Origin of the sequence: Pseudomonas canadensis (assembly GCF_000503215.1) — a bacterium.
GTDB lineage: Bacteria > Pseudomonadota > Gammaproteobacteria > Pseudomonadales > Pseudomonadaceae > Aquipseudomonas > Aquipseudomonas canadensis.
Window position 1 is genome coordinate 236,783 of record NZ_AYTD01000001.1, and the last position, 18,969, is coordinate 255,751.

Sequence of the window (18,969 nt, forward strand, 5' to 3'; positions counted from 1 at the left end):
CTGGCTTGCCTGCGATGGCGGTGTGTCAGCCATACATCGGGTGACTGACACGGTGCTATCGCGAGCAAGCCCGCTCCCACAGGGGATGTTCAGTGGATCAAGGATGGGTGATCAACCCTCATCACCCTCATCATCATCCCCACCGTCCACCTTCATCCCCAGCTCCTTGATCTTGCGCGTCAAGGTATTACGGCCCCACCCCAGCAACACTGCAGCATCACGCCGGCGGCCGGCAGTGTGCTTGAGTGCCGTCTCGATCATGATCCGCTCGAACGCCGGCACGGCGCTGTCCAGCAGGTTCGACTGACCGCGTGCCAGTGCCTGGTCGGCCCATTGGCGCAAAGCCTGCTCCCAGTTGGTCACAGGGGCGGAGTCCTGCGGCAGGCTCAACAGCTCCGGCGGCAGGTCGCTGATGTGCACTTCGCGCCCGGACGCCATCACCGTGATCCAGCGGCAGGTGTTCTCCAGTTGGCGCACGTTGCCAGGCCACGGCAGGTTCTTCAGGTATTCCTCGGTCTCGCTTTTCAGCAGTTTCGGCTCGACCGCCAGCTCCTGGGCAGCGCGGCTGAGGAAATGGCGGGCCAGGGTCGGAATGTCTTCGCGACGGTCTGACATCCGTGGAATGTGAATGCGGATTACGTTGAGGCGATGGAACAAGTCCTCACGGAATTTACCCGCGTGGACCAAGGTTTCCAGATTCTGGTGGGTCGCCGCGATGATGCGCACATCCACCTTGACCGGCGTGTGCCCGCCCACGCGATAGAACTCACCGTCCGCCAGCACCCGCAGCAAGCGGGTTTGGGTGTCGGCCGGCATGTCGCCGATTTCATCGAGGAACAGCGTGCCGCCGTCCGCCTGTTCAAAGCGGCCGCGGCGCAGGTTGGCTGCGCCAGTGAACGCGCCTTTTTCATGGCCAAACAGCTCGGATTCCATCAGGTCCTTGGGAATCGCCGCCATGTTCAACGCAATGAACGGCGAGGCCGCCCGTGGGCTGTGGCGGTGCAGTGCATGGGCGACCAGTTCTTTACCGGTGCCCGATTCGCCGTTGATCAGCACGGTGATGTTGGAATGGCTCAAGCGCCCGATGGCGCGAAACACTTCCTGCATCGCCGGCGCTTCGCCGATGATTTCCGGGGTACGGGTCAGGGCCGGCGGGGCTTCCTGGTTCTGCTGTTCCTGGGCGTGCTGGTTGGCGCGCTTGACCAGCGCCACCGCCTCGTCCACGTCGAACGGCTTGGGCAGGTATTCAAAGGCTCCGCCCTGATAGGACGCGACAGCGCTGTCCAGGTCCGAGTGCGCGGTCATGATGATCACCGGCAGGCGCGGGTGCTGTTCGCGGATGCGCGCCAGCAGGTCCAGGCCACTGGCGCCGGGCATGCGGATGTCGGAGATGATCACGTCGGGCTGCTGGCGCGCCAGGCGGCTCATCACGCCGTCGGCGCTGTCGAAACTCTGGGTGGTCATGCCTTCCTGTTGCAAGGCTTTCTCGAGGACCCAGCGGATAGAACGGTCGTCATCGACGATCCAGACAGTTTCACTACGGCTCATGTCGATGGGGCTCCTTGTTCCAGTGGCAGAAAGATCGAGAAGGTGGTGTGGCCAGGATGGCTCTCACATTCGATCAGGCCCTGATGCTGGCTGATGATGTTCTGGGTAATGGCCAGGCCCAGCCCGGTACCGTCCGGGCGGCCACTGACCATGGGAAAGAAAATGGTTTCCTGGAGTTCCGCAGGAATGCCCGGACCGTTGTCGATGATCTCGACCTTGGTCACCAGGCGATGGCGCACGTGGCCGATGGTGAACTGGCGCAGGGCGCGGGTGCGCAGGCTGATGCGGCCCAGGCGCAGCTCGTTCTGGCTGCTGATGGCCTGCATGGCGTTGCGCACGATATTGAGTACCGCCTGGATCATCTGTTCGCGGTCGATCAATACGTCGGGAATGCTTGGGTCGTAGTCGCGCACCAAGGTGATGCAGCCTTGGCTTTCCGCCTCGACCAGTTGGCAGACGCGCTCCAGCACTTCGTGCACGTTGGTCATCGCCAGCGACGGCAGCTTGTTGGAGCCAAGCATGCGGTCCACCAGGTTACGCAGGCGGTCGGCCTCTTCGATGATGACGTTGGTGTAGTCCTTGAGATTCTCGTCCGGCAGCTCGCGGGCCAGCAATTGGGCCGCGCCACGGATGCCGCCGAGTGGGTTCTTGATCTCATGGGCCAGCCCGCGCACCAACATCTTGCTGGTCTCCTGCTTGGATAGCTGCGCTTCCTCCTTGGTGATGCGCAGCAGGCGGTCGCGGGGGTGCACTTCCAGCAACAGCAGGGTGGCGCCGTTGCTCAGGATCGGGGTCACGGCGTAATCAACGGTCAGCGTCTGGCCTGTAAGCGCCGTGAGCATCGCTTCGCGCTTGGTGAACGGGTGCGCCTGCTCCACCGCCTGGCGCAACGAACTCAAGGCTTCGGCCGACTCGGTGAACAATTCGCTGATGAACTGCCCATGGCTGCGCTGGCCGCTGATGGCCAGGAGCATCTCCGCCGCCGGGTTCATGTACTCAAGACGCAGGTCGTCATTGAGCAGGATGGTCGCGGTGGTCAGGTTGTCGAGTAGCAATCGGTGCAGTGCATCGCTGATGGTCATCAGGACCTCTTTTGGAGCAAGGCGCGGGCTTGAGGCACACGCTGATACAAGGAAAATGCAAAAACCAAACCAAGGCTCCGAAAAGAAGCGTCCAAGCCCTGAAATGGGGGTTTTAGGCGCGAAACTGTGGCGTTCTGCCAGCTCGCTCGGGAAGTTTCGAACCAAAATGGGCTGGACAGGTGGGTAGGGTGCAGCCTATCGCACCAATATAGTGCGGTTTTGTGAAGGTTGTTCAGGAAGTGGTAAGCGGACCGCTTTCAAGGCGGGTGAAAACGGTCCGTGAGGGTCAGTGTTGCTCTGACAGCGACATGCCCGGTGTGCCCGCATAAAACACCAGAAGCTCCACCGGGGTGTCTCCGGTGACGCCGCGATGCTCGGTGCCCACCATCTCGGCCAGGGTTTGGCCTTGCCTCAAGGTGCGCGTAGCCCCACTGCTGCGGGCCTCGACGGTCAACTCACCTGAAACGATGTAGGCGGCGTTGGGCATGGGGTGGGTGTGCCATGGCAGTTGCGTGCGCGCAGGGATCTTCAGGCGAATCAGCGTGAGCTGCGGCGGGCCGGAGGGGTAGGCTTTGTAGGGTGTGCCATCCCACGACTCGCTGCGTTCAAGCAAAACCTCTTTCTCGATCTGTGCCGCATCCTTTGCCTGCGTGCCGCAGCCCAGCAACGACAAACCTACCGCAGCAGCGATCAAGCACCTGAAGGTGTCCATGGTTCCATCCTGTTCATTGAGTGAACGCTCAGGCTATGGCTGTCGGCCCAGGTGATGATGCAGGACGGTTCCTCAAATCAGGTAGGTCGAACGCAGAGCTCGGCCGTGGCACGGATCATCGCCAGTTGACGCAGCGGATCGTTCAGCGGCTCATGCACGGCTTCGGCCAGCCATTGTGGGCACTGTGGATCGGTGCGCTGAGGGGTGAAGTCAGCCAATTGCTGCAGCAGGCGTTTTTGCAATTCGTCCAACTGCGGGCGGATCTGTTTCACCAGGTCCGGGCGCGGATCGTCAGGTGCCTTGCCCTGGAACTGCCAGTCTGACAGATGGGTGTACTGCACCAGTTTGTTCGCCTCGATCTGCGCCGAGAAAAACTGCTCGACGGCGGCAGACGCCAATTTGTAGCTCGGTGCCTGGGCGACGACGCTGGCGATCACTTCTTGTTCGCGCTTTTTGTCCTCTACCGGCTTGTGGCTGTCCCATTTGCTCAGGGCTACCTGGTCGGCGATCTCCAGGCGTTCGGCGATGCTGTTGAGCAGCGGGGCGAGCGTGGCGGGCGCCGCAGAGGCGTTGGTGCTGATCAATAGCAGGGCAAAGGCGATTCGGAGGTTCAAGGTCGGTTTCCTTGTCGGGCGGTTGGGCGAGGCCTCAATAGTGAAGGTGCCAGGCTTTTATGTCAGGCAAAAAAAAGACCTCCCGGGGGAGGTCTTTTTCGTCACGCCGCTCTCAAGGAAGCAGCGCTACCGGATCAGCAGCTGTAGTACAGCTCGTATTCCAGTGGGTGTACGAAGGTGCGAACCTTGATCTCTTCTTCGCTTTTCAGGCCGATGTAAGCGTCGATGAAGTCGTCGCTGAACACGCCGCCTTTGGTCAGGAACGCACGGCCCTTGTCCAGCTCTTCCAGGGCTTCTTTCAGGCTGCCACACACTTGTGGGATCTCTTTGGCCTCTTCAGGCGGCAGGTCGTACAAGTTTTTGTCGGCGGCGTCGCCTGGGTGGATCTTGTTCTGGATACCGTCCAGGCCGGCCATTACCAGGGCAGCGAAGGCCAGGTACGGGTTGGCTGCTGGATCCGGGAAGCGGGCTTCGATACGGCGAGCGCGAGGGCTGGACACGTAAGGAATACGGATCGAAGCGGAACGGTTGCGCGCCGAGTAGGCCAGCATTACCGGTGCTTCGAAACCTGGGACCAGACGCTTGTAGGAGTTGGTCGACGGGTTGGTGAAGCCGTTCAGGGCCTTACCGTGCTTGATGATACCGCCGATGAAGTACAGGGCAGTGTCGGACAGGCCGGCATAACCTTCGCCAGCGAAGGTGTTCTTGCCATCTTTGGCGATGGACAGGTGAACGTGCATACCCGAACCGTTATCGCCGTACAGTGGCTTAGGCATGAAGGTAGCGGTACGGCCGTAAGCGACTGCAGTGTTGTGTACGCAGTACTTCAGGGTCTGTACTTCGTCAGCCTTGGCAACCAGGGTGTTGAACTTCACACCGATTTCGTTCTGGCCGGCAGTGGCCACTTCGTGGTGGTGCACTTCGATGACCAGGCCCATGTCTTCCATGGCGTTGCACATGGAGGTACGGATTTCGTGGTCGTGGTCGAACGGCGGAACTGGGAAGTAGCCACCTTTGATACCTGGACGGTGGCCATGGTTGCCGCCTTCCACGTCTTGGTCGGACATCCAGGAGCCTTGTTCGGAGTAGATCTTGAACATGGAGCCGGAGATGTCGGACTTGAACTTCACTTGGTCGAAGATGAAGAATTCTGGCTCTGGGCCTACGAATACGGTGTCACCGATACCGGTGGACTTCAGGTATTCCTCGGCACGCTTGGCGATCGCACGTGGGTCGCGGTCGTAGCCTTGCATGGTCGAAGGCTCGATCACGTCGCAGACCAGGATCAGGGTCGGCTCTTCGGTGAACGGGTCGAGTACGGCAGTGCTGTCGTCCGGCATCAGGATCATGTCGGAGGCTTCGATGCCTTTCCAGCCAGCGATGGAGGAACCGTCGAACATTTTGCCTTCTTCGAAGAAAGCTTCATCCAGCGCGTCGCGAGCCGGCATGGTCACGTGGTGCTGAGTGCCTTTGGTGTCCGTGAAGCGCAGATCAATCCATTTAACGTCATGATCTTTGATGAGTTGAACCGACTTCGACATAGTGTCCTCCGGGTGGCTTCGGGCTGGGGTAGTGGAGTTAGCCCTTAGAATGTGGGTGATGCCGGCGCGGATAGTCCGCCATGGCAACCTGCCTCACAAGAGAGCAAATTGCATGCCAGTGCGCCAACATGGGTTTTCTACTCCAAAAACGCCCCTATAAAGGTGCATTGCGACAAAAGCCCAAAAATAGCGCACCGCAATGTAGCGCAAAGGCGCACAAATGCACCTCTTTAGTGCGTTGCGCTTGCGATGCATATTAACTGGTTAAACCTTGAGCGATTTCCGCTATAATCCGCGCCCCCCTTTTTCAGCAGGCCCGGCGCGCGCTGTTTCCATGAAATTAATCGTTAAAGTCTTCCCCGAGATCACCATCAAGAGCCGACCGGTACGGACGCGTTTCATCCGTCAGTTGGCCAAGAACATCCGTGCCGTGCTCCGCGATCTGGACCCGGCTGTGGTGGTGAACGGCGTGTGGGACAACCTCGAGCTGGAAACCCGTGTCACCGAGCCCAAAGCCTTGAAGGACATGACCGAGCGCCTGAGCTGCATGCCGGGCATCGCGCATTTCCTGCAGGTGGATGAGTACCCGCTGGGCGACTTCGACGACATCACCGAGAAGTGCAAACAGCACTACGGCAGTGAGCTTGAAGGCAAGATCTTTTCGGTGCGCTGCAAGCGTGCCGGCAAGCACACTTTCAGCTCGATGGATGTCGAGAAATACGTCGGCAGCAAGCTGCGTCGCGAGTGCGGCGCTGCCGGAATTTCCCTGAAAGCGCCGCAAATTGAAGTGCGCATGGAAATTCGCGACCAACGGTTGTTTGTGATCCACAGCCAGCACAACAGTATCGGCGGCTACCCGTTGGGCGCCCTGGAACAGACCTTGGTCTTGATGTCCGGCGGTTTCGATTCCACGGTTGCCGCTTACCAGATCATGCGCCGTGGCCTGATGAGCCACTTCTGCTTCTTTAACCTGGGCGGGCGTGCACATGAATTGGGCGTGATGGAAGTCGCGCACTTTATCTGGAAGAAGTACGGCAGCTCCCAACGCGTGCTATTTGTGAGCGTACCGTTCGAAGAAGTGCTGGGCGAAATTCTCGGCAAAGTCGATAACGGTCATATGGGCGTGGTATTGAAGCGTATGATGTTGCGCGCCGCGTCGCAGATTGCCGACCGCTTGCAGATCGACGCGCTGGTGACCGGCGAGGCGATCTCCCAGGTGTCCAGTCAGACGCTGCCGAACCTGTCGATCATCGACTGCGTCACCGAGAAGCTGGTGTTGCGCCCACTGATCGCCAGCCACAAGCAGGACATCATCGACCTGGCAGAAGAAATCGGCACCGCCGACTTCGCCAAGCACATGCCTGAGTACTGCGGGGTCATCTCGGTGAACCCCAAGACCCACGCCAAGCGTCATCGCGTGGAGCATGAAGAGAAAGAATTCGACATGGCGATTCTGGAGCGTGCGCTCGAGAACGCCAAGCTGGTCCCGATCGATCGTGTTATCGACGAACTGGGCCAGGACATCAAGATCGAAGAAGTCAGCGAAGCCCTGGCCGGCCAGATCGTCATCGACATCCGTCACCCGGATGCCGCTGAGGATGAGCCGCTGGACATCGCCGGCATCGACGTACAAACGCTGCCGTTCTATGCACTGAACGCGCGTTTCAAGGAACTGGATAACAGCCGTCAGTACCTGCTGTATTGCGACAAAGGCGTGATGAGTCGCCTGCATGCCCACCATTTGCTCAGTGAGGGGCATGCCAATGTGCGCGTTTATCGACCGAGCTAAGAGCCCGGGGCTGTTTGCCTGTGGCCTGCGTCACCGGCCCCCCGACTCTGCCGTCAAGCTGTAACGGCAAGGCCTGACTCTACTGTTAATCGCTGCCACGACCTGTCAGCACACCGAATCCTCTGATCGAGATACACAAGTGATCGAAAATCTACGTAACATCGCCATCATTGCTCACGTTGACCATGGTAAAACCACCCTGGTAGACAAACTCCTGCGTCAATCCGGCACCCTGGAGCGCAACGAGCTCAACGACGAGCGCGTGATGGACTCCAACGACCAGGAAAAAGAGCGCGGTATTACCATCCTGGCTAAAAACACCGCTATCAACTGGAACGGCTACCACATCAACATCGTGGATACCCCGGGCCACGCCGACTTCGGCGGCGAAGTAGAACGCGTAATGTCGATGGTTGACTCCGTTCTGCTGCTGGTTGACGCTCAAGACGGCCCTATGCCGCAAACCCGTTTCGTGACCAAGAAGGCTTTCGAAGCCGGCCTGCGTCCGATCGTGTGCATCAACAAGGTTGACCGTCCAGGCGCGCGTCCGGACTGGGTTCTGGACCAGATCTTCGACCTGTTCGACAACCTGGGTGCCACCGAAGAACAGCTGGACTTCAAAGTCGTCTACGCCTCGGCCCTGAACGGCATTGCCGGTCTGGACCACACCGACATGGCTGAAGACATGACCCCGCTGTACCAGTCGATCGTCGACAACGTACCTGCGCCGGCTGTTGACCGTGAAGGTCCGTTCCAGATGCAGATCTCGGCACTGGACTACAACAGCTTCCTGGGTGTTATCGGCGTTGGCCGTATCGCTCGTGGTCGCGTCAAGCCGAACACCCCGGTTGTCGCTATCGGCGCCGACGGCAAGAAGCGCAACGGTCGTATCCTGAAGCTGATGGGTCACCACGGTCTGCACCGTATCGACGTTGAAGAAGCTGCAGCTGGCGACATCGTGTGCATCAGCGGTATGGACTCGCTGTTCATCTCCGACACCCTGTGCCACCCGGACGCGGTAGAAGCGATGAAGCCTCTGACCGTTGACGAGCCAACCGTTTCCATGACCTTCCAGGTAAACGACTCGCCTTTCTGCGGTAAAGAAGGCAAGTTCGTGACTTCCCGTAACATCAAGGAGCGTCTGGACAAAGAGCTGCTGTACAACGTTGCTCTGCGCGTTGAAGAAGGCGACTCGGCTGACAAGTTCAAGGTTTCCGGCCGTGGTGAGCTGCACCTCTCGGTACTGATCGAAACCATGCGTCGCGAAGGCTTCGAAATGGGCGTTGGTCGTCCAGAAGTGATCATCCGTCAGGTTGACGGCGTGAAGCAGGAACCGTTCGAAAACGTCACCATCGACACCCCGGAAGAATCCCAGGGCAAGGTGATGGAAGAGATGGGCCTGCGTAAAGGCGACCTGACCAACATGGTGCCGGATGGCAAAGGCCGTGTGCGTCTGGAATACAACATCCCTGCGCGTGGTCTGATCGGTTTCCGTAACCAGTTCCTGACGCTGACCAACGGTGCTGGCATCCTGACCTCGATCTTCGATCGCTACGACACCATGAAGTCCGGCGACATGTCCGGCCGTCAGAACGGTGTTCTGGTATCGGTAGAAACCGGCAAGGCGCTGACCTACTCCCTGGAAACCCTCCAGGCACGTGGCAAGCTGTTCGTTGAACACGGTCAAGAGATCTACAACGGTCAGATCGTTGGTCTGAACAGCCGTGACAACGACATGGGCGTCAACCCAACCAAAGGCAAGAAGCTCGACAACATGCGTGCTTCGGGCAAAGACGAAACCATCGCTCTGGTTCCACCTGTTCGCTTCACCCTGGAACAGGCCCTGGAATTCATCCAGGACGACGAGCTGTGCGAAGTCACGCCTAAGTCGATCCGCCTGCGTAAGAAGATCCTGGACGAAGGCGAGCGTACCCGCGCTGCCAAGAAAGCCAAGAACTGAGTTAACTCAGGCTGAATGAAAAACGCCCCCGGTCGAAAGGCCGGGGGCGTTTTTTTGTGCCTGGATTTTTCTGGTGAGCCCGCTTGTTGTGGTGAGCGGGCTTGCCCCGCGCTGGGTGGCGAAGCCGCCCCAAAACCAGGCACCTGAGTTTTATCTGGAGAAATGCAGTGGCCGGGTTAGGGCCGCTTCGCAGCCCAGCGCGGTGCAAGCCCGCTTACCACAGGGGTTCGGCTGTCGATTAGAACTTATCGAGGGTCTTGAACTTGGTCTCGCGCACCACTTCCTTCGGCTTGTACGCGCAATACCCCGGGCGCGGCCCGATCTTGGGGTGATTGCGGCAAGTATCCGGGCGCTTGTCATAAATAGTGCAGAAGCGCGTCTTACGATCCAGGTACAGGCAATCGTTGTTGCTCATGCGCTGCAGGGTAAAAATCTCGGATTTGGAATTGAAGCGCTCGACGATGCCTTCTTTCTGCAGCCGCTTGGCGATGTTCTTCGGCGGGTCGCCACGCTCGAACTCATCGACGATACCGATGCGGATCAGGTCCTTGATCTTCACTTCGACCGGCAGCGTGCAGCAGCTGGACACGCAACCACCGCACATGTGCGCGGAATATTTCTGCCACGTTTCGAGACGGTCGAGTTCCGCGGCGGCGATCAATTGAGGCTTCATCAGGGTTCCAAAAGGTGGGGCTTGTATCCGGGCGCGCGATCATACCGAGATTGGTGATTTTTTGAACAATATTTTGTGGGTTTCGGCCAGAAGGTGCGCGTTTGCCAAAAGCAGGCACGGCCAATGCATCAAAACCCTGCAAAGGTAAATGCGTTAAAAAACTGCCGAACCAGAGCGTCTACCGTCTGTCAGACCGTCTAGGCTCTAGCAACTCCTTCTATCTCGCCCGAGGTCGCAATTGATGTCTCAGGAACCACTTGCACGAGAAGCAGAGGTAGCCGCATTTCGCGATGCCGTCTTGACCAAACTCACCTACGCGGTGGGCAAGGACCCGGATCACGCCTTCGACCACGACTGGTTCGAAGCCATTGCCCTGGCCGCACGCGACCAGATGGTCGATCACTGGATGGACCACACGCGGCGCATCTACCGCAAAGGCCAGAAGCGGGTCTATTACCTTTCCCTGGAGTTCCTCATCGGCCGCTTGCTCTATGACAGCCTGAGCAACCTGGGCGTGCTGGAGATTGCGCGCGAAGCGCTGTCGGAGCTGGGCGTCGACCTGGAGCGCATCCGCCTCCTGGAGCCCGATGCGGCGCTGGGCAACGGTGGTCTGGGCCGCCTGGCGGCGTGCTTTATGGAGAGTATGTCGACGTTGGGCATTGCCGGCCATGGGTATGGCATTCGCTATGAACACGGCCTGTTCCGCCAGGCGATTGTCGATGGTTGGCAGCAGGAGCAGACCGAACACTGGCTGGATTTCGGCAACCCCTGGGAATTCGAACGCCCTGAAGTGGTGTACCCGATCGGCTTTGGTGGCAGTGTTGAAACCCTGGATGACGGCACCGGCAAGATGATTCAGCGGTGGACGCCGAACGAAACTGTGCGCGCCATTGCCTATGACACTCCGGTCGTCGGCTGGCGCGGCGCCAGCGTCAACACCTTGCGCCTGTGGCGTGCTCGCGCAGTCGAAGACTTGCACCTGGAACGTTTCAACGCCGGCGATCACTTGGGCGCCGTCGCCGAAGTAGCACGTGCCGAAAGCATCTCCCGAGTGCTTTACCCGGCCGACAGCACCGAAGCGGGGCAGGAATTGCGCCTGCGCCAGGAATACTTCTTCGTCGCCGCCTCCCTGCAAGACCTGCTGCGTCGCCACAAGAACATGCATGGCTCGGTACTCAGCCTGGGCGAACACGCGGCGATCCAACTCAACGATACCCACCCGTCCATCGCCGTGGCCGAGTTGATGCGCCAATTGGTCGACCTGCACGACATTCCGTGGGAAGCCGCGTGGGATGTGACGGTCGAAACCCTGTCGTACACCAACCACACGCTGCTGCCTGAAGCGCTGGAGACCTGGCCGGTCGGCTTGATGGAACGCATGCTGCCCCGGCACATGCAGATCATCTACCTGATCAACGCCCAGCATATCGATTCGCTGCGCGCCAAAGGTATCCACGACTTTGACGTACTACGCGCCGTGTCGCTGATCGAAGAAGACAACGGCCGCCGCGTGCGCATGGGCAACCTGGCGTTCCTTGGCTCCCACAGCGTCAATGGCGTGTCCGGCCTGCACACTCAGTTGATGCGCAGCACAGTGTTCTCCGAGCTGCACAAGCTGTACCCGGAGCGCATCAATAACAAAACCAACGGCATTACCTTCCGTCGCTGGTTGTACCAGGCCAACCCCAAGCTCACGTCCATGCTGGTGGAAGCGCTCGGCCCGGACATTCTCGACAAGCCCGAAGAGCGGCTGGTAGAGCTTGAGCCGTTTGCCGAAAAACAGACGTTCCGCAAGGCCTTTGCCGAGCAGCGTCTGCACAGTAAGCGTGCGCTGGCGGACATCATTCATGAGCGTCTGGGCATTGCAGTCAACCCGGCGGCGATGTTCGACGTGCAGGTCAAGCGCATCCACGAATACAAGCGCCAGTTGCTCAACCTTCTGCACACCGTGGCGCTGTACCAGGCGATCCGGGCCGAGCCGGGCACCGATTGGGTGCCGCGTGTGAAAATCTTCTCGGGCAAGGCAGCAGCGAGCTATCACCAGGCCAAGTTGATCATCAAGTTGACCAACGATATCGCCCGCACGGTCAACAACGACCCGACCGTACGCGGCCTGCTCAAGGTGGTGTTCCTGCCCAACTACAATGTCAGCCTGGCGGAAAGCATCATCCCGGCGGCGGACTTGTCAGAACAGATTTCCACCGCCGGCTTTGAAGCCTCGGGCACCAGCAACATGAAGTTCGGCCTCAACGGTGCGCTGACCATCGGCACCATGGACGGCGCCAACGTGGAAATGCATGAGCGTGTGGGCGCCGAGCACATGTTTATCTTCGGCCTCAGCGCGCAGCAGGTGGAAGCGCGCAAACACGCCGGTGAATTCAACGCCGGGCCCGACATTGCAGCGTCCCATCGGTTGAATGATGTGCTGCAAGCGATTCGGGGCGGGGTGTTCTCGCCGGATGATCCGGGCCGGTACGTGGGGCTGATCGATGGGCTGATCGACTACGACCGTTTCCTGGTCTGTGCCGACTTCGATTCGTACTGGGACGCTCAGGCGCGGGTCGAGGCGCATTGGCATGACTCCAAGGCGTGGTGGCGTTCGGCGGTGCTGAATACCGCGCGCATGGGCTGGTTCAGTTCGGATCGGACCATCAGGGAGTACGCGACCGAGATCTGGAAAGCCCTCGACTAAACATCGCTGGCCTGCACATGTGTGCGGGTTTATGTGGGAGCTGGCTTGCCTGCGATAGCATCACCTCGGTGTGACGGATACACCGAGGTGTCTACATCGCGGGCAAGCCCGGCCCCCACATAAGCTTGCTTCCACATGGGGTCTGCGTCGATATACTAGGCGCCAGTTTGCCCGCCTCGGGCTGCTTAGGGATATCGACCATGCAATGGATTTTCATGCTGATTGGCCTGGTGCTCGGCTGGACGCTCGATGAGTCGTTCAGTGACGCGGGCATCGGTGCGCTGTTGGGCTTGGGCATTGGCCAGGCGATTCGCCTGTCAAAGCTGGCGACTCAGGCGGACCAACAGGCGCGTCAGTTGGAAACCACGCAGAAGGCGCTGATTGCGCTGGGTGATCGTCTGCGGCAGCTGGAAGTGCCCACGCCGCCGAGCAATATCGTCGTCGAAGCCGCAATCCCTGAACCCACACCTGTTGCCAAAGCGCCCGAGCTGGTTTGGGAGCTGCCGGCCGAATTGGCGCCGGTTGCCATCGTTGCCGAACCAAGCCAGCCGCTGCCGGCTGATGTATGGGCGCCTGCCCCGATACCAGAACCCAAAGAACCTGCCATCCCCCGTGGCCCCAACTTGATCGAGCGCGCCATCAGTGGCGCGCGCAATTGGTTGTTCGGCGGCAACACCGTGCTGCGTGTCGGCGTGGTGCTATTGTTCCTCGGTCTGGCGTTCCTGTTGCGCTATGCCACCGAAGGCATGGTGGTGCCAATCGAATTACGTTACGCCGGGGTGGCTGCTGCTGCATTGGGCCTGCTGGGGTTGGGCTGGTGGCTGCGGCTGCGCAACAGCAACTATGGTCTGATGCTGCAAGGCACCGGGATCGCGGTGCTGTACCTCACGGTGTTTGCCGCGATGCGCCTGCACCCGTTGATCGATCCCGGTGCGGCCCTGGGCTTGCTGGTGGCGGTCACAGTGTTTTCGGCGATCCTGGCAATCACCCAGGATGCGCTGGGGCTGGCCTGTGCAGCGGCGCTCGGTGGTTTTGCGGCGCCGATCCTCACGTCCACCGGCGCCGGCAACCATGTGGCGCTGTTCAGTTACTTTGCCTTGCTCAACGCGGGCATTCTGGCCATCGCCTGGTTCAAGGCCTGGCGCCTGCTCAACCTGATCGGGTTTGTCGGCACCTTTGGGATCGGTTTTGCCTGGGGTCTGCGCTCGTATACGCTTGAATTGCTGTGGAGCACCGAACCGTTCCTGATTCTATTTTTTCTGATGTACCTGGCCATCGGCCTGTTGTTCGCACGGCGTAAATTGCTCGAGATGCGCGACGCGCCCGAGGATGACAGCCGTGGTGCACTGCTGCGCTGGTCGGCGGCCAAGGGCGATTATGTCGACGGCAGCATGCTGTTCGGCCCGCCGCTGGTGGGTTTCGGCTTGCAGTTTGCGCTGGTGCAGCACCTGCAGTTTGCCGCAGCGTTCAGCGTCTTGGGCCTGGGCATCGTCTACATGGGCCTGGCCCGGCTGCTGAGCGGCGGGCGCGCCTTGTTGCTGGCGGAAACCTGCCTGGCCTTGGGGGTGATCTTTGCCAGCCTGGCCATCCCCCTGGGCCTCGACGCGCGTTGGACGGCTGCGGCCTGGGCGGTGGAAGGCGCCGGCATTTTCTGGCTCGGCTTGCGTCAGCAGCGGCCGTTGGCGCGCGCATTTGGCCTGTTGCTGCAAGTGGGTTCGGCGCTGGCGTTCCTCAGTGAATTGCGTTCCGGTGAGCACACCTTGCTCAGTGGCGCGCCGCTGGGCGCGCTGCTGCTGGGCGCTGCGTTGTTGTTCAGCTTTGACCAGTTGCGCAAGGCATCCGAGGAGCAGTCCTCAGACTGGGAGCGCAAAGGCCTCCCGGTGTTGGCGAGCCTTGGCTTGAGCTTTTTGTACCTGCTCGCGCCCTTGTTGCTGGATACCCAAGGCACCGCTGTGAGTTGGGCAATCGCTGGCCTGGTGACGCTGTTTATAGGCCTGCGCATCGGCTCGCGCACCTTCCTGTTCACCGCATTCGCTGTGCAATTGCTGGGTGGCGCGGTGTTCCTGCTGCGGTTGCAAGGTGGCGACGGCGCAGCGGTGTTCAATGCCGGTTGGAGCGGTTTGCTCACGGCGTCGTTGATTGGCTTGGCCTTGATCGGCGGCATGTTGTTGGCGGCGCGTGACGACATCGTGCGCAGCGATGTTCGACTGCTGCGCGGTTTGTCGGTGGTGCTGTTGGCGGGCCTCGTATTGATCAACCTTGCGGTGCTGTTCGTGCTGCCGTGGGAAAGTGCCAGTGGCGTGTGGGCGGCCAGTGGCCTGTTGGTCATCTGGCTGAGCCTGTACCTGCAACAGCGGGTCAGTTTTGTGTTCGGCTTGCTGCTGCAATTGGTGGGCGGCGGTTCTTTCCTGCTGGCGGTACCGGAGTTGCTCGGGCCACTGACCAGCGAGGGGCTGCGTCCGTTGGCCCACAGCGGTTTCTGGACGCCGATGGTACTGGGCCTGGCTGCGCTGGTAGGCGCCTGGCGCTTGCAGCGCGAACCCCATGCGCCGGTGTTTGCCGTGTTGAAGCTGCAACGCCTTTGCGACTTGCTGTTGGTCTGGGGCGCGGCCTGGTGGGCGTTGGCGCTGATCGGCGAAGTGTTGCGGTTTATTCCACAGGAATTGCAGGGGGCATTCCTGCTGGGGTGCGCGGCAATCAGCGTCGCGATCTGGATGCTGCTGGCTGCGCGCCTGAAGTGGGTGTCGCTGGGGGTTTTGTCCACCCTGCTGATGCCAGCGGTGGGCTTGGTGTTGCTGGTGTACGGACATACTTATTACCACCCCGCGGCGGAGTACGGCTGGCTGGCGTGGTCGGCGGTATTTGTGGTGCATTTCATCTCGCTGCGACGCCTGGCGGTGATTGTGCCCGCCAAGGCGTTGAGCGTGGCCCACGTACTCGGCTGCTGGATGCTGATCGGCATATTGGCGCTGGAGTTGCGCTACGGTCTGCTGAGGTTTACTGCCGAGTACAACGCCTGGCGCTGGCTGGGCTGGGCGATCCTGCCAAGTCTCTATCTCGTGCTGGCCGCTTCGCCACGTCGTTGGCCATGGCCGGTGGCGGCGTATCCAAGGGAATATCGGGTGTTGGCGGCCGTGCCATTGGCGGTGCTGATGCTTGGCTGGTTCTGGCTGGCGAACAGCTTCAGCGACGGCACGGCCAAACCGCTGCCCTATGTGCCGCTGGTCAACCCGCTGGACCTGGGCCTGCTCTTTGCGCTGCTGGGTGTGTATTGGTGCGCGCGAAGTGTCGCGCCGCTACGGGGCCCGCGTATTGAGCTTGTCGCCCAAGGTGTCGCGGGTGTTTCGCTGTTTGCCTTCTTTACCGCGCTGGTCATGCGTACTGCCCACCATTGGGGCGGCGTGCCGTTTCAACTGGATGCGTTGCTCGAATCCATGCTGGTACAGGCCGGTCTGTCGATCGTCTGGACCCTGATCGCTCTCGGCCTGATGATCGGCGGCCACCTGCGCCATCGCCGCGAGGTGTGGCTGATCGGTGCAGTGTTGATTGCGGTGGTGGTCGCCAAGTTGTTCTTTGTCGAACTGAGCAACCGCGGCGGTCTGGCGCGGATCGTGTCGTTTATAGGTGTGGGTGGGCTGTTGCTGGTGGTGGGTTACTTCGCACCGCTGCCACCCAAGCGCGTCGAACCGGTGTTGGACACTGAAGGAGCATCCTCTTGATCGGTAAGTTGAGCGTGGCCGTGCTGGGCCTGTGTACGACCTTGTCTGTGTGGGCGCAGGAAACGCCGGCTGACTTCACCTCCCAGGTGCCGCTGAACGTCAGCGGCAGCGGCCCTTGGTATCGCCTGGAGCTGCCGCTGGCGGTGCAATTGAACGCGCGCCAGGCCGATCTTGGCGATGTGCGCGTGTTCAACGCCGCCGGCGAGCCGCAGGCCTATGCGTTGTCGCGTCAGGCCTCGCAGCGCAGCGAAAGTCGCAACGTTACGGCGGTGAAGTGGTTCCCGCTGTACGCCGCCGACACCCAGCAAGCCCTGCCAGACGTGGTAATGAAGGCCACCACTTCCGGCACCCTGGTGGAAATCAAACCGTCCACAGCCCCCAAGCCCGGCAAGCAAGTGCTGCGGGGCTGGGTATTGGACGCCAGTGCAATCAAGGCGCCCCTGCAGCAATTGAGCCTGGACTGGAGTCGCGAGCAGGAGGGCTTCCAGCGTTTCAGCATTGAAGCCAGTGATGATTTGCAGCACTGGAAAGCCTGGGGCGATGGGCAAGTGGCGCGCTTGTCATTTGCCGATGACCGGGTCGAGCAGCATGACGTGAACTTGCCGGGGCAATCGGCGCGTTATTTGCGGCTGGTGTGGCAAGGCCAGGCAGCGCCGTTGTTGACGTCGGCGAAGCTGGAGAGCGCCACTAGCAGCACCTTGCCGATGCCGTTGGTGTGGTCGCAAGCCTTTCCAGGGGAGCGGCTCAAGGCGGGAGAGTACAGCTGGCAATTGCCGACGGGGCTGAATGTCGAGCGCTTGCGGGTCGAATTGAAGCAGCCCAATACGCTGGCGCCGGTGACGTTGTCGGGTCGAAGTGACGCCAAGCAAACCTGGCAGCCGTTGAGCAATGGCCTGCTGTACCGCCTGACCCAGAACGGCAAGGACGTGGTGCAGGATGAATTGCAGTTGCCGGGCCAGACGGTTGCCCAGTTGAAGTTGCAAGTGGACGAGCGGGGCGGTGGACTGGGCGTCGAAGCCCCCGCCTTACGCGTGGCCGTGCGTGCCACGCAACTGGTGTTTCTGGCGCGGGGTGAGCCGCCCTTCAGCCTGGCGCTGGGGAACGCATCCGTGAACGCCGCGAGCCTGCCACTCTCGACGCTGATTCCCGATTACAGTCCCGAGCGTTTGAAGGCGCTGGGCCAGGCTACCTTGGTGGGAGAAATCACGGTCAAACCGCCTGCGTTTGCCGCCTTGCCCGAAGCCGGCACCGACTGGAAAAAACTCGGCCTGTGGGTCGTGTTGCTGCTCGGCGTGGCGGCACTGGGTGCCATGGCCTACAGTTTGCTGCGCAAGCCGCCGGTGGCAGGTTAAATAAAGTCCATGAACTCTATTGGGTTTAAATCCTCTGATAGGAGGAAATACGCCCCGACTCGCGTTAAACTGCGCGGGTTTTCAGCCCCCCATTCTCCGGAGCCTTACATGTCCCGCGTTACCTTGAGTCGCTATTTGATTGAGCAGACCCGCAGCAACAACACGCCTGCCGATCTGCGCTTCCTTATCGAAGTGGTGGCGCGTGCTTGCAAGGAAATCAGCCACGCCGTGTCCAAAGGCGCACTGGGTGGTGTCCTGGGCAGCATGGGCACCGAAAACGTGCAGGGCGAAGTGCAGAAGAAACTCGACGTGATCTCCAACGAGATTCTGCTCGAAGCCAACGAATGGGGCGGTCACCTGGCCGGCATGGCGTCCGAAGAAATGGACAATGCCTACCAGATCCCCGGTAAATACCCGAAAGGCGCCTACCTGCTGGTGTTCGACCCACTGGACGGTTCCTCCAACATCGACATCAACGCCCCGGTCGGCACCATCTTCTCGGTACTGCGTTGCCCCAACGAATACCTGAGCCAGAACGAAGCCCTGAACGAAAAGGCCTTCCTGCAGCCAGGCACCGAGCAGGTTGCTGCCGGTTACGCCATCTACGGCCCACAGACCATGCTGGTGCTGACCCTGGGCGACGGCGTCAAAGGCTTCACCCTGGATCGCGAGATGGGCAGCTTCGTACTGACCCACGAAGACATCACCATTCCTGCGTCCACCCAGGAATTTGCGATCAACATGTCTAACCAGCGCCACTGGGAAGAACCTGTGACCCGCTACGTGGGCGAGTTGATGGCCGGCGAAGAAGGCCCGTTGAAGAAAAACTTCAACATGCGCTGGGTTGCCGCGATGGTTGCCGACGTGCACCGCATCCTGACCCGTGGTGGCCTGTTCATGTACCCACGCGACAGCCGCGAGCCGTCCAAGCCGGGCAAACTGCGCTTGATGTACGAAGCCAACCCGATGTCCTTCCTGGTTGAGCAGGCGGGCGGCGCATCCACCGATGGCCACCAGCGTATCCTCGACATCCAGCCTGAAGGCCTGCACCAGCGTGTGGCGGTGTTCCTGGGTTCGAAGGAAGAAGTTGAGCGTGTGACGGCTTATCACAAGAAGTAAGTTGATGCGATAAGTGAGCGGCGTTGTTGTGAGCCGGTTCACCCTTGAAGAAGCCCCGAAACGTTTCAGCGTTTTCGGGGCTTTTTTGTTTTCGTTCATCGGGAACCAGACACCTCTTTTCCCTTCTAAGCTTCTGGCAGATACCCACGCTGCTTCGTCCCTCCAGGA

12 protein-coding genes are annotated in these 18,969 nt (G+C 60.4%); 6 read left to right on the forward strand and 6 right to left on the reverse strand.

From position 1 onward, the window contains the following. Positions 1-111 precede the first annotated feature (111 nt). The 5 genes from ntrC to glnA form a co-directional block, all read right to left on the reverse strand. Positions 112-1,548 (reverse strand): nitrogen regulation protein NR(I), encoded by a 1,437-nt coding sequence (gene ntrC, locus U367_RS0101065; protein WP_003218003.1) that lies wholly within the window; start codon positions 1,546-1,548, stop codon positions 112-114. Continuing rightward, a complete protein-coding gene (gene glnL, locus U367_RS0101070; RefSeq protein WP_016979130.1) occupies positions 1,545-2,630 on the reverse strand; it encodes a nitrogen regulation protein NR(II) in 1,086 nt (361 codons plus the stop codon). The genes ntrC and glnL overlap by 4 nt, the downstream gene beginning before the upstream one ends. A 286-nt stretch (positions 2,631-2,916) precedes the next feature. After that, complete coding sequence (locus U367_RS0101075; RefSeq protein WP_028615374.1) at positions 2,917-3,342, reverse strand: cupin domain-containing protein; 426 nt, start codon at positions 3,340-3,342, stop codon at positions 2,917-2,919. Positions 3,343-3,419: 77 nt separating this feature from the next. Next, positions 3,420-3,956, reverse strand: coding sequence for a chorismate mutase (locus U367_RS0101080; RefSeq protein ID WP_028615375.1), 537 nt, complete (start codon positions 3,954-3,956; stop codon positions 3,420-3,422). Positions 3,957-4,090: 134 nt separating this feature from the next. Further along, positions 4,091-5,497, reverse strand: a complete 1,407-nt coding sequence (gene glnA, locus U367_RS0101085; RefSeq protein ID WP_016979133.1) for a type I glutamate--ammonia ligase — start codon at positions 5,495-5,497, stop codon at positions 4,091-4,093. A 334-nt stretch (positions 5,498-5,831) separates the two neighbouring features. Here glnA and thiI point away from each other — a divergent pair, with 334 nt between their 5' ends. Together thiI and typA are read left to right on the forward strand one after the other, a co-directional pair. Then, positions 5,832-7,286 carry a tRNA uracil 4-sulfurtransferase ThiI gene (gene thiI, locus U367_RS0101090; RefSeq protein ID WP_028615376.1) on the forward strand — a complete coding sequence of 485 codons (1,455 nt, stop codon included), beginning with the start codon at positions 5,832-5,834 and terminating at the stop codon, positions 7,284-7,286. Between the two features lie 139 nt (positions 7,287-7,425). After that, complete coding sequence (typA, locus tag U367_RS0101095; RefSeq protein ID WP_025859468.1) at positions 7,426-9,246, forward strand: translational GTPase TypA; 1,821 nt, start codon at positions 7,426-7,428, stop codon at positions 9,244-9,246. A gap of 238 nt (positions 9,247-9,484) precedes the next feature. Here typA and U367_RS0101100 read toward each other — a convergent pair whose 3' ends face one another. Beyond that, complete coding sequence (locus U367_RS0101100) at positions 9,485-9,919, reverse strand: YkgJ family cysteine cluster protein (protein ID WP_017529542.1); 435 nt, start codon at positions 9,917-9,919, stop codon at positions 9,485-9,487. A 241-nt stretch (positions 9,920-10,160) separates the two neighbouring features. On the opposite strand from U367_RS0101100, the gene U367_RS0101105 reads away from it, so the two are divergent. From U367_RS0101105 to U367_RS0101120, 4 genes are all read left to right on the forward strand, one after another. Next, a complete protein-coding gene (locus U367_RS0101105) occupies positions 10,161-12,611 on the forward strand; it encodes a glycogen/starch/alpha-glucan phosphorylase (protein ID WP_028615377.1) in 2,451 nt (816 codons plus the stop codon). A 200-nt stretch (positions 12,612-12,811) separates the two neighbouring features. Continuing rightward, positions 12,812-16,330 carry a DUF2339 domain-containing protein gene (locus U367_RS0101110; protein WP_028615378.1) on the forward strand — a complete coding sequence of 1,173 codons (3,519 nt, stop codon included), beginning with the start codon at positions 12,812-12,814 and terminating at the stop codon, positions 16,328-16,330. Beyond that, entirely contained in the window at positions 16,330-17,682 is a 1,353-nt protein-coding gene (locus U367_RS0101115; protein ID WP_028615379.1) for a DUF3999 domain-containing protein, read from the forward strand. Before U367_RS0101110 ends, U367_RS0101115 begins: the two co-directional genes overlap by 1 nt. A 108-nt stretch (positions 17,683-17,790) precedes the next feature. Next, positions 17,791-18,801, forward strand: coding sequence for a class 1 fructose-bisphosphatase (locus U367_RS0101120; RefSeq protein WP_003237460.1), 1,011 nt, complete (start codon positions 17,791-17,793; stop codon positions 18,799-18,801). Positions 18,802-18,969: the final 168 nt, after the last annotated feature.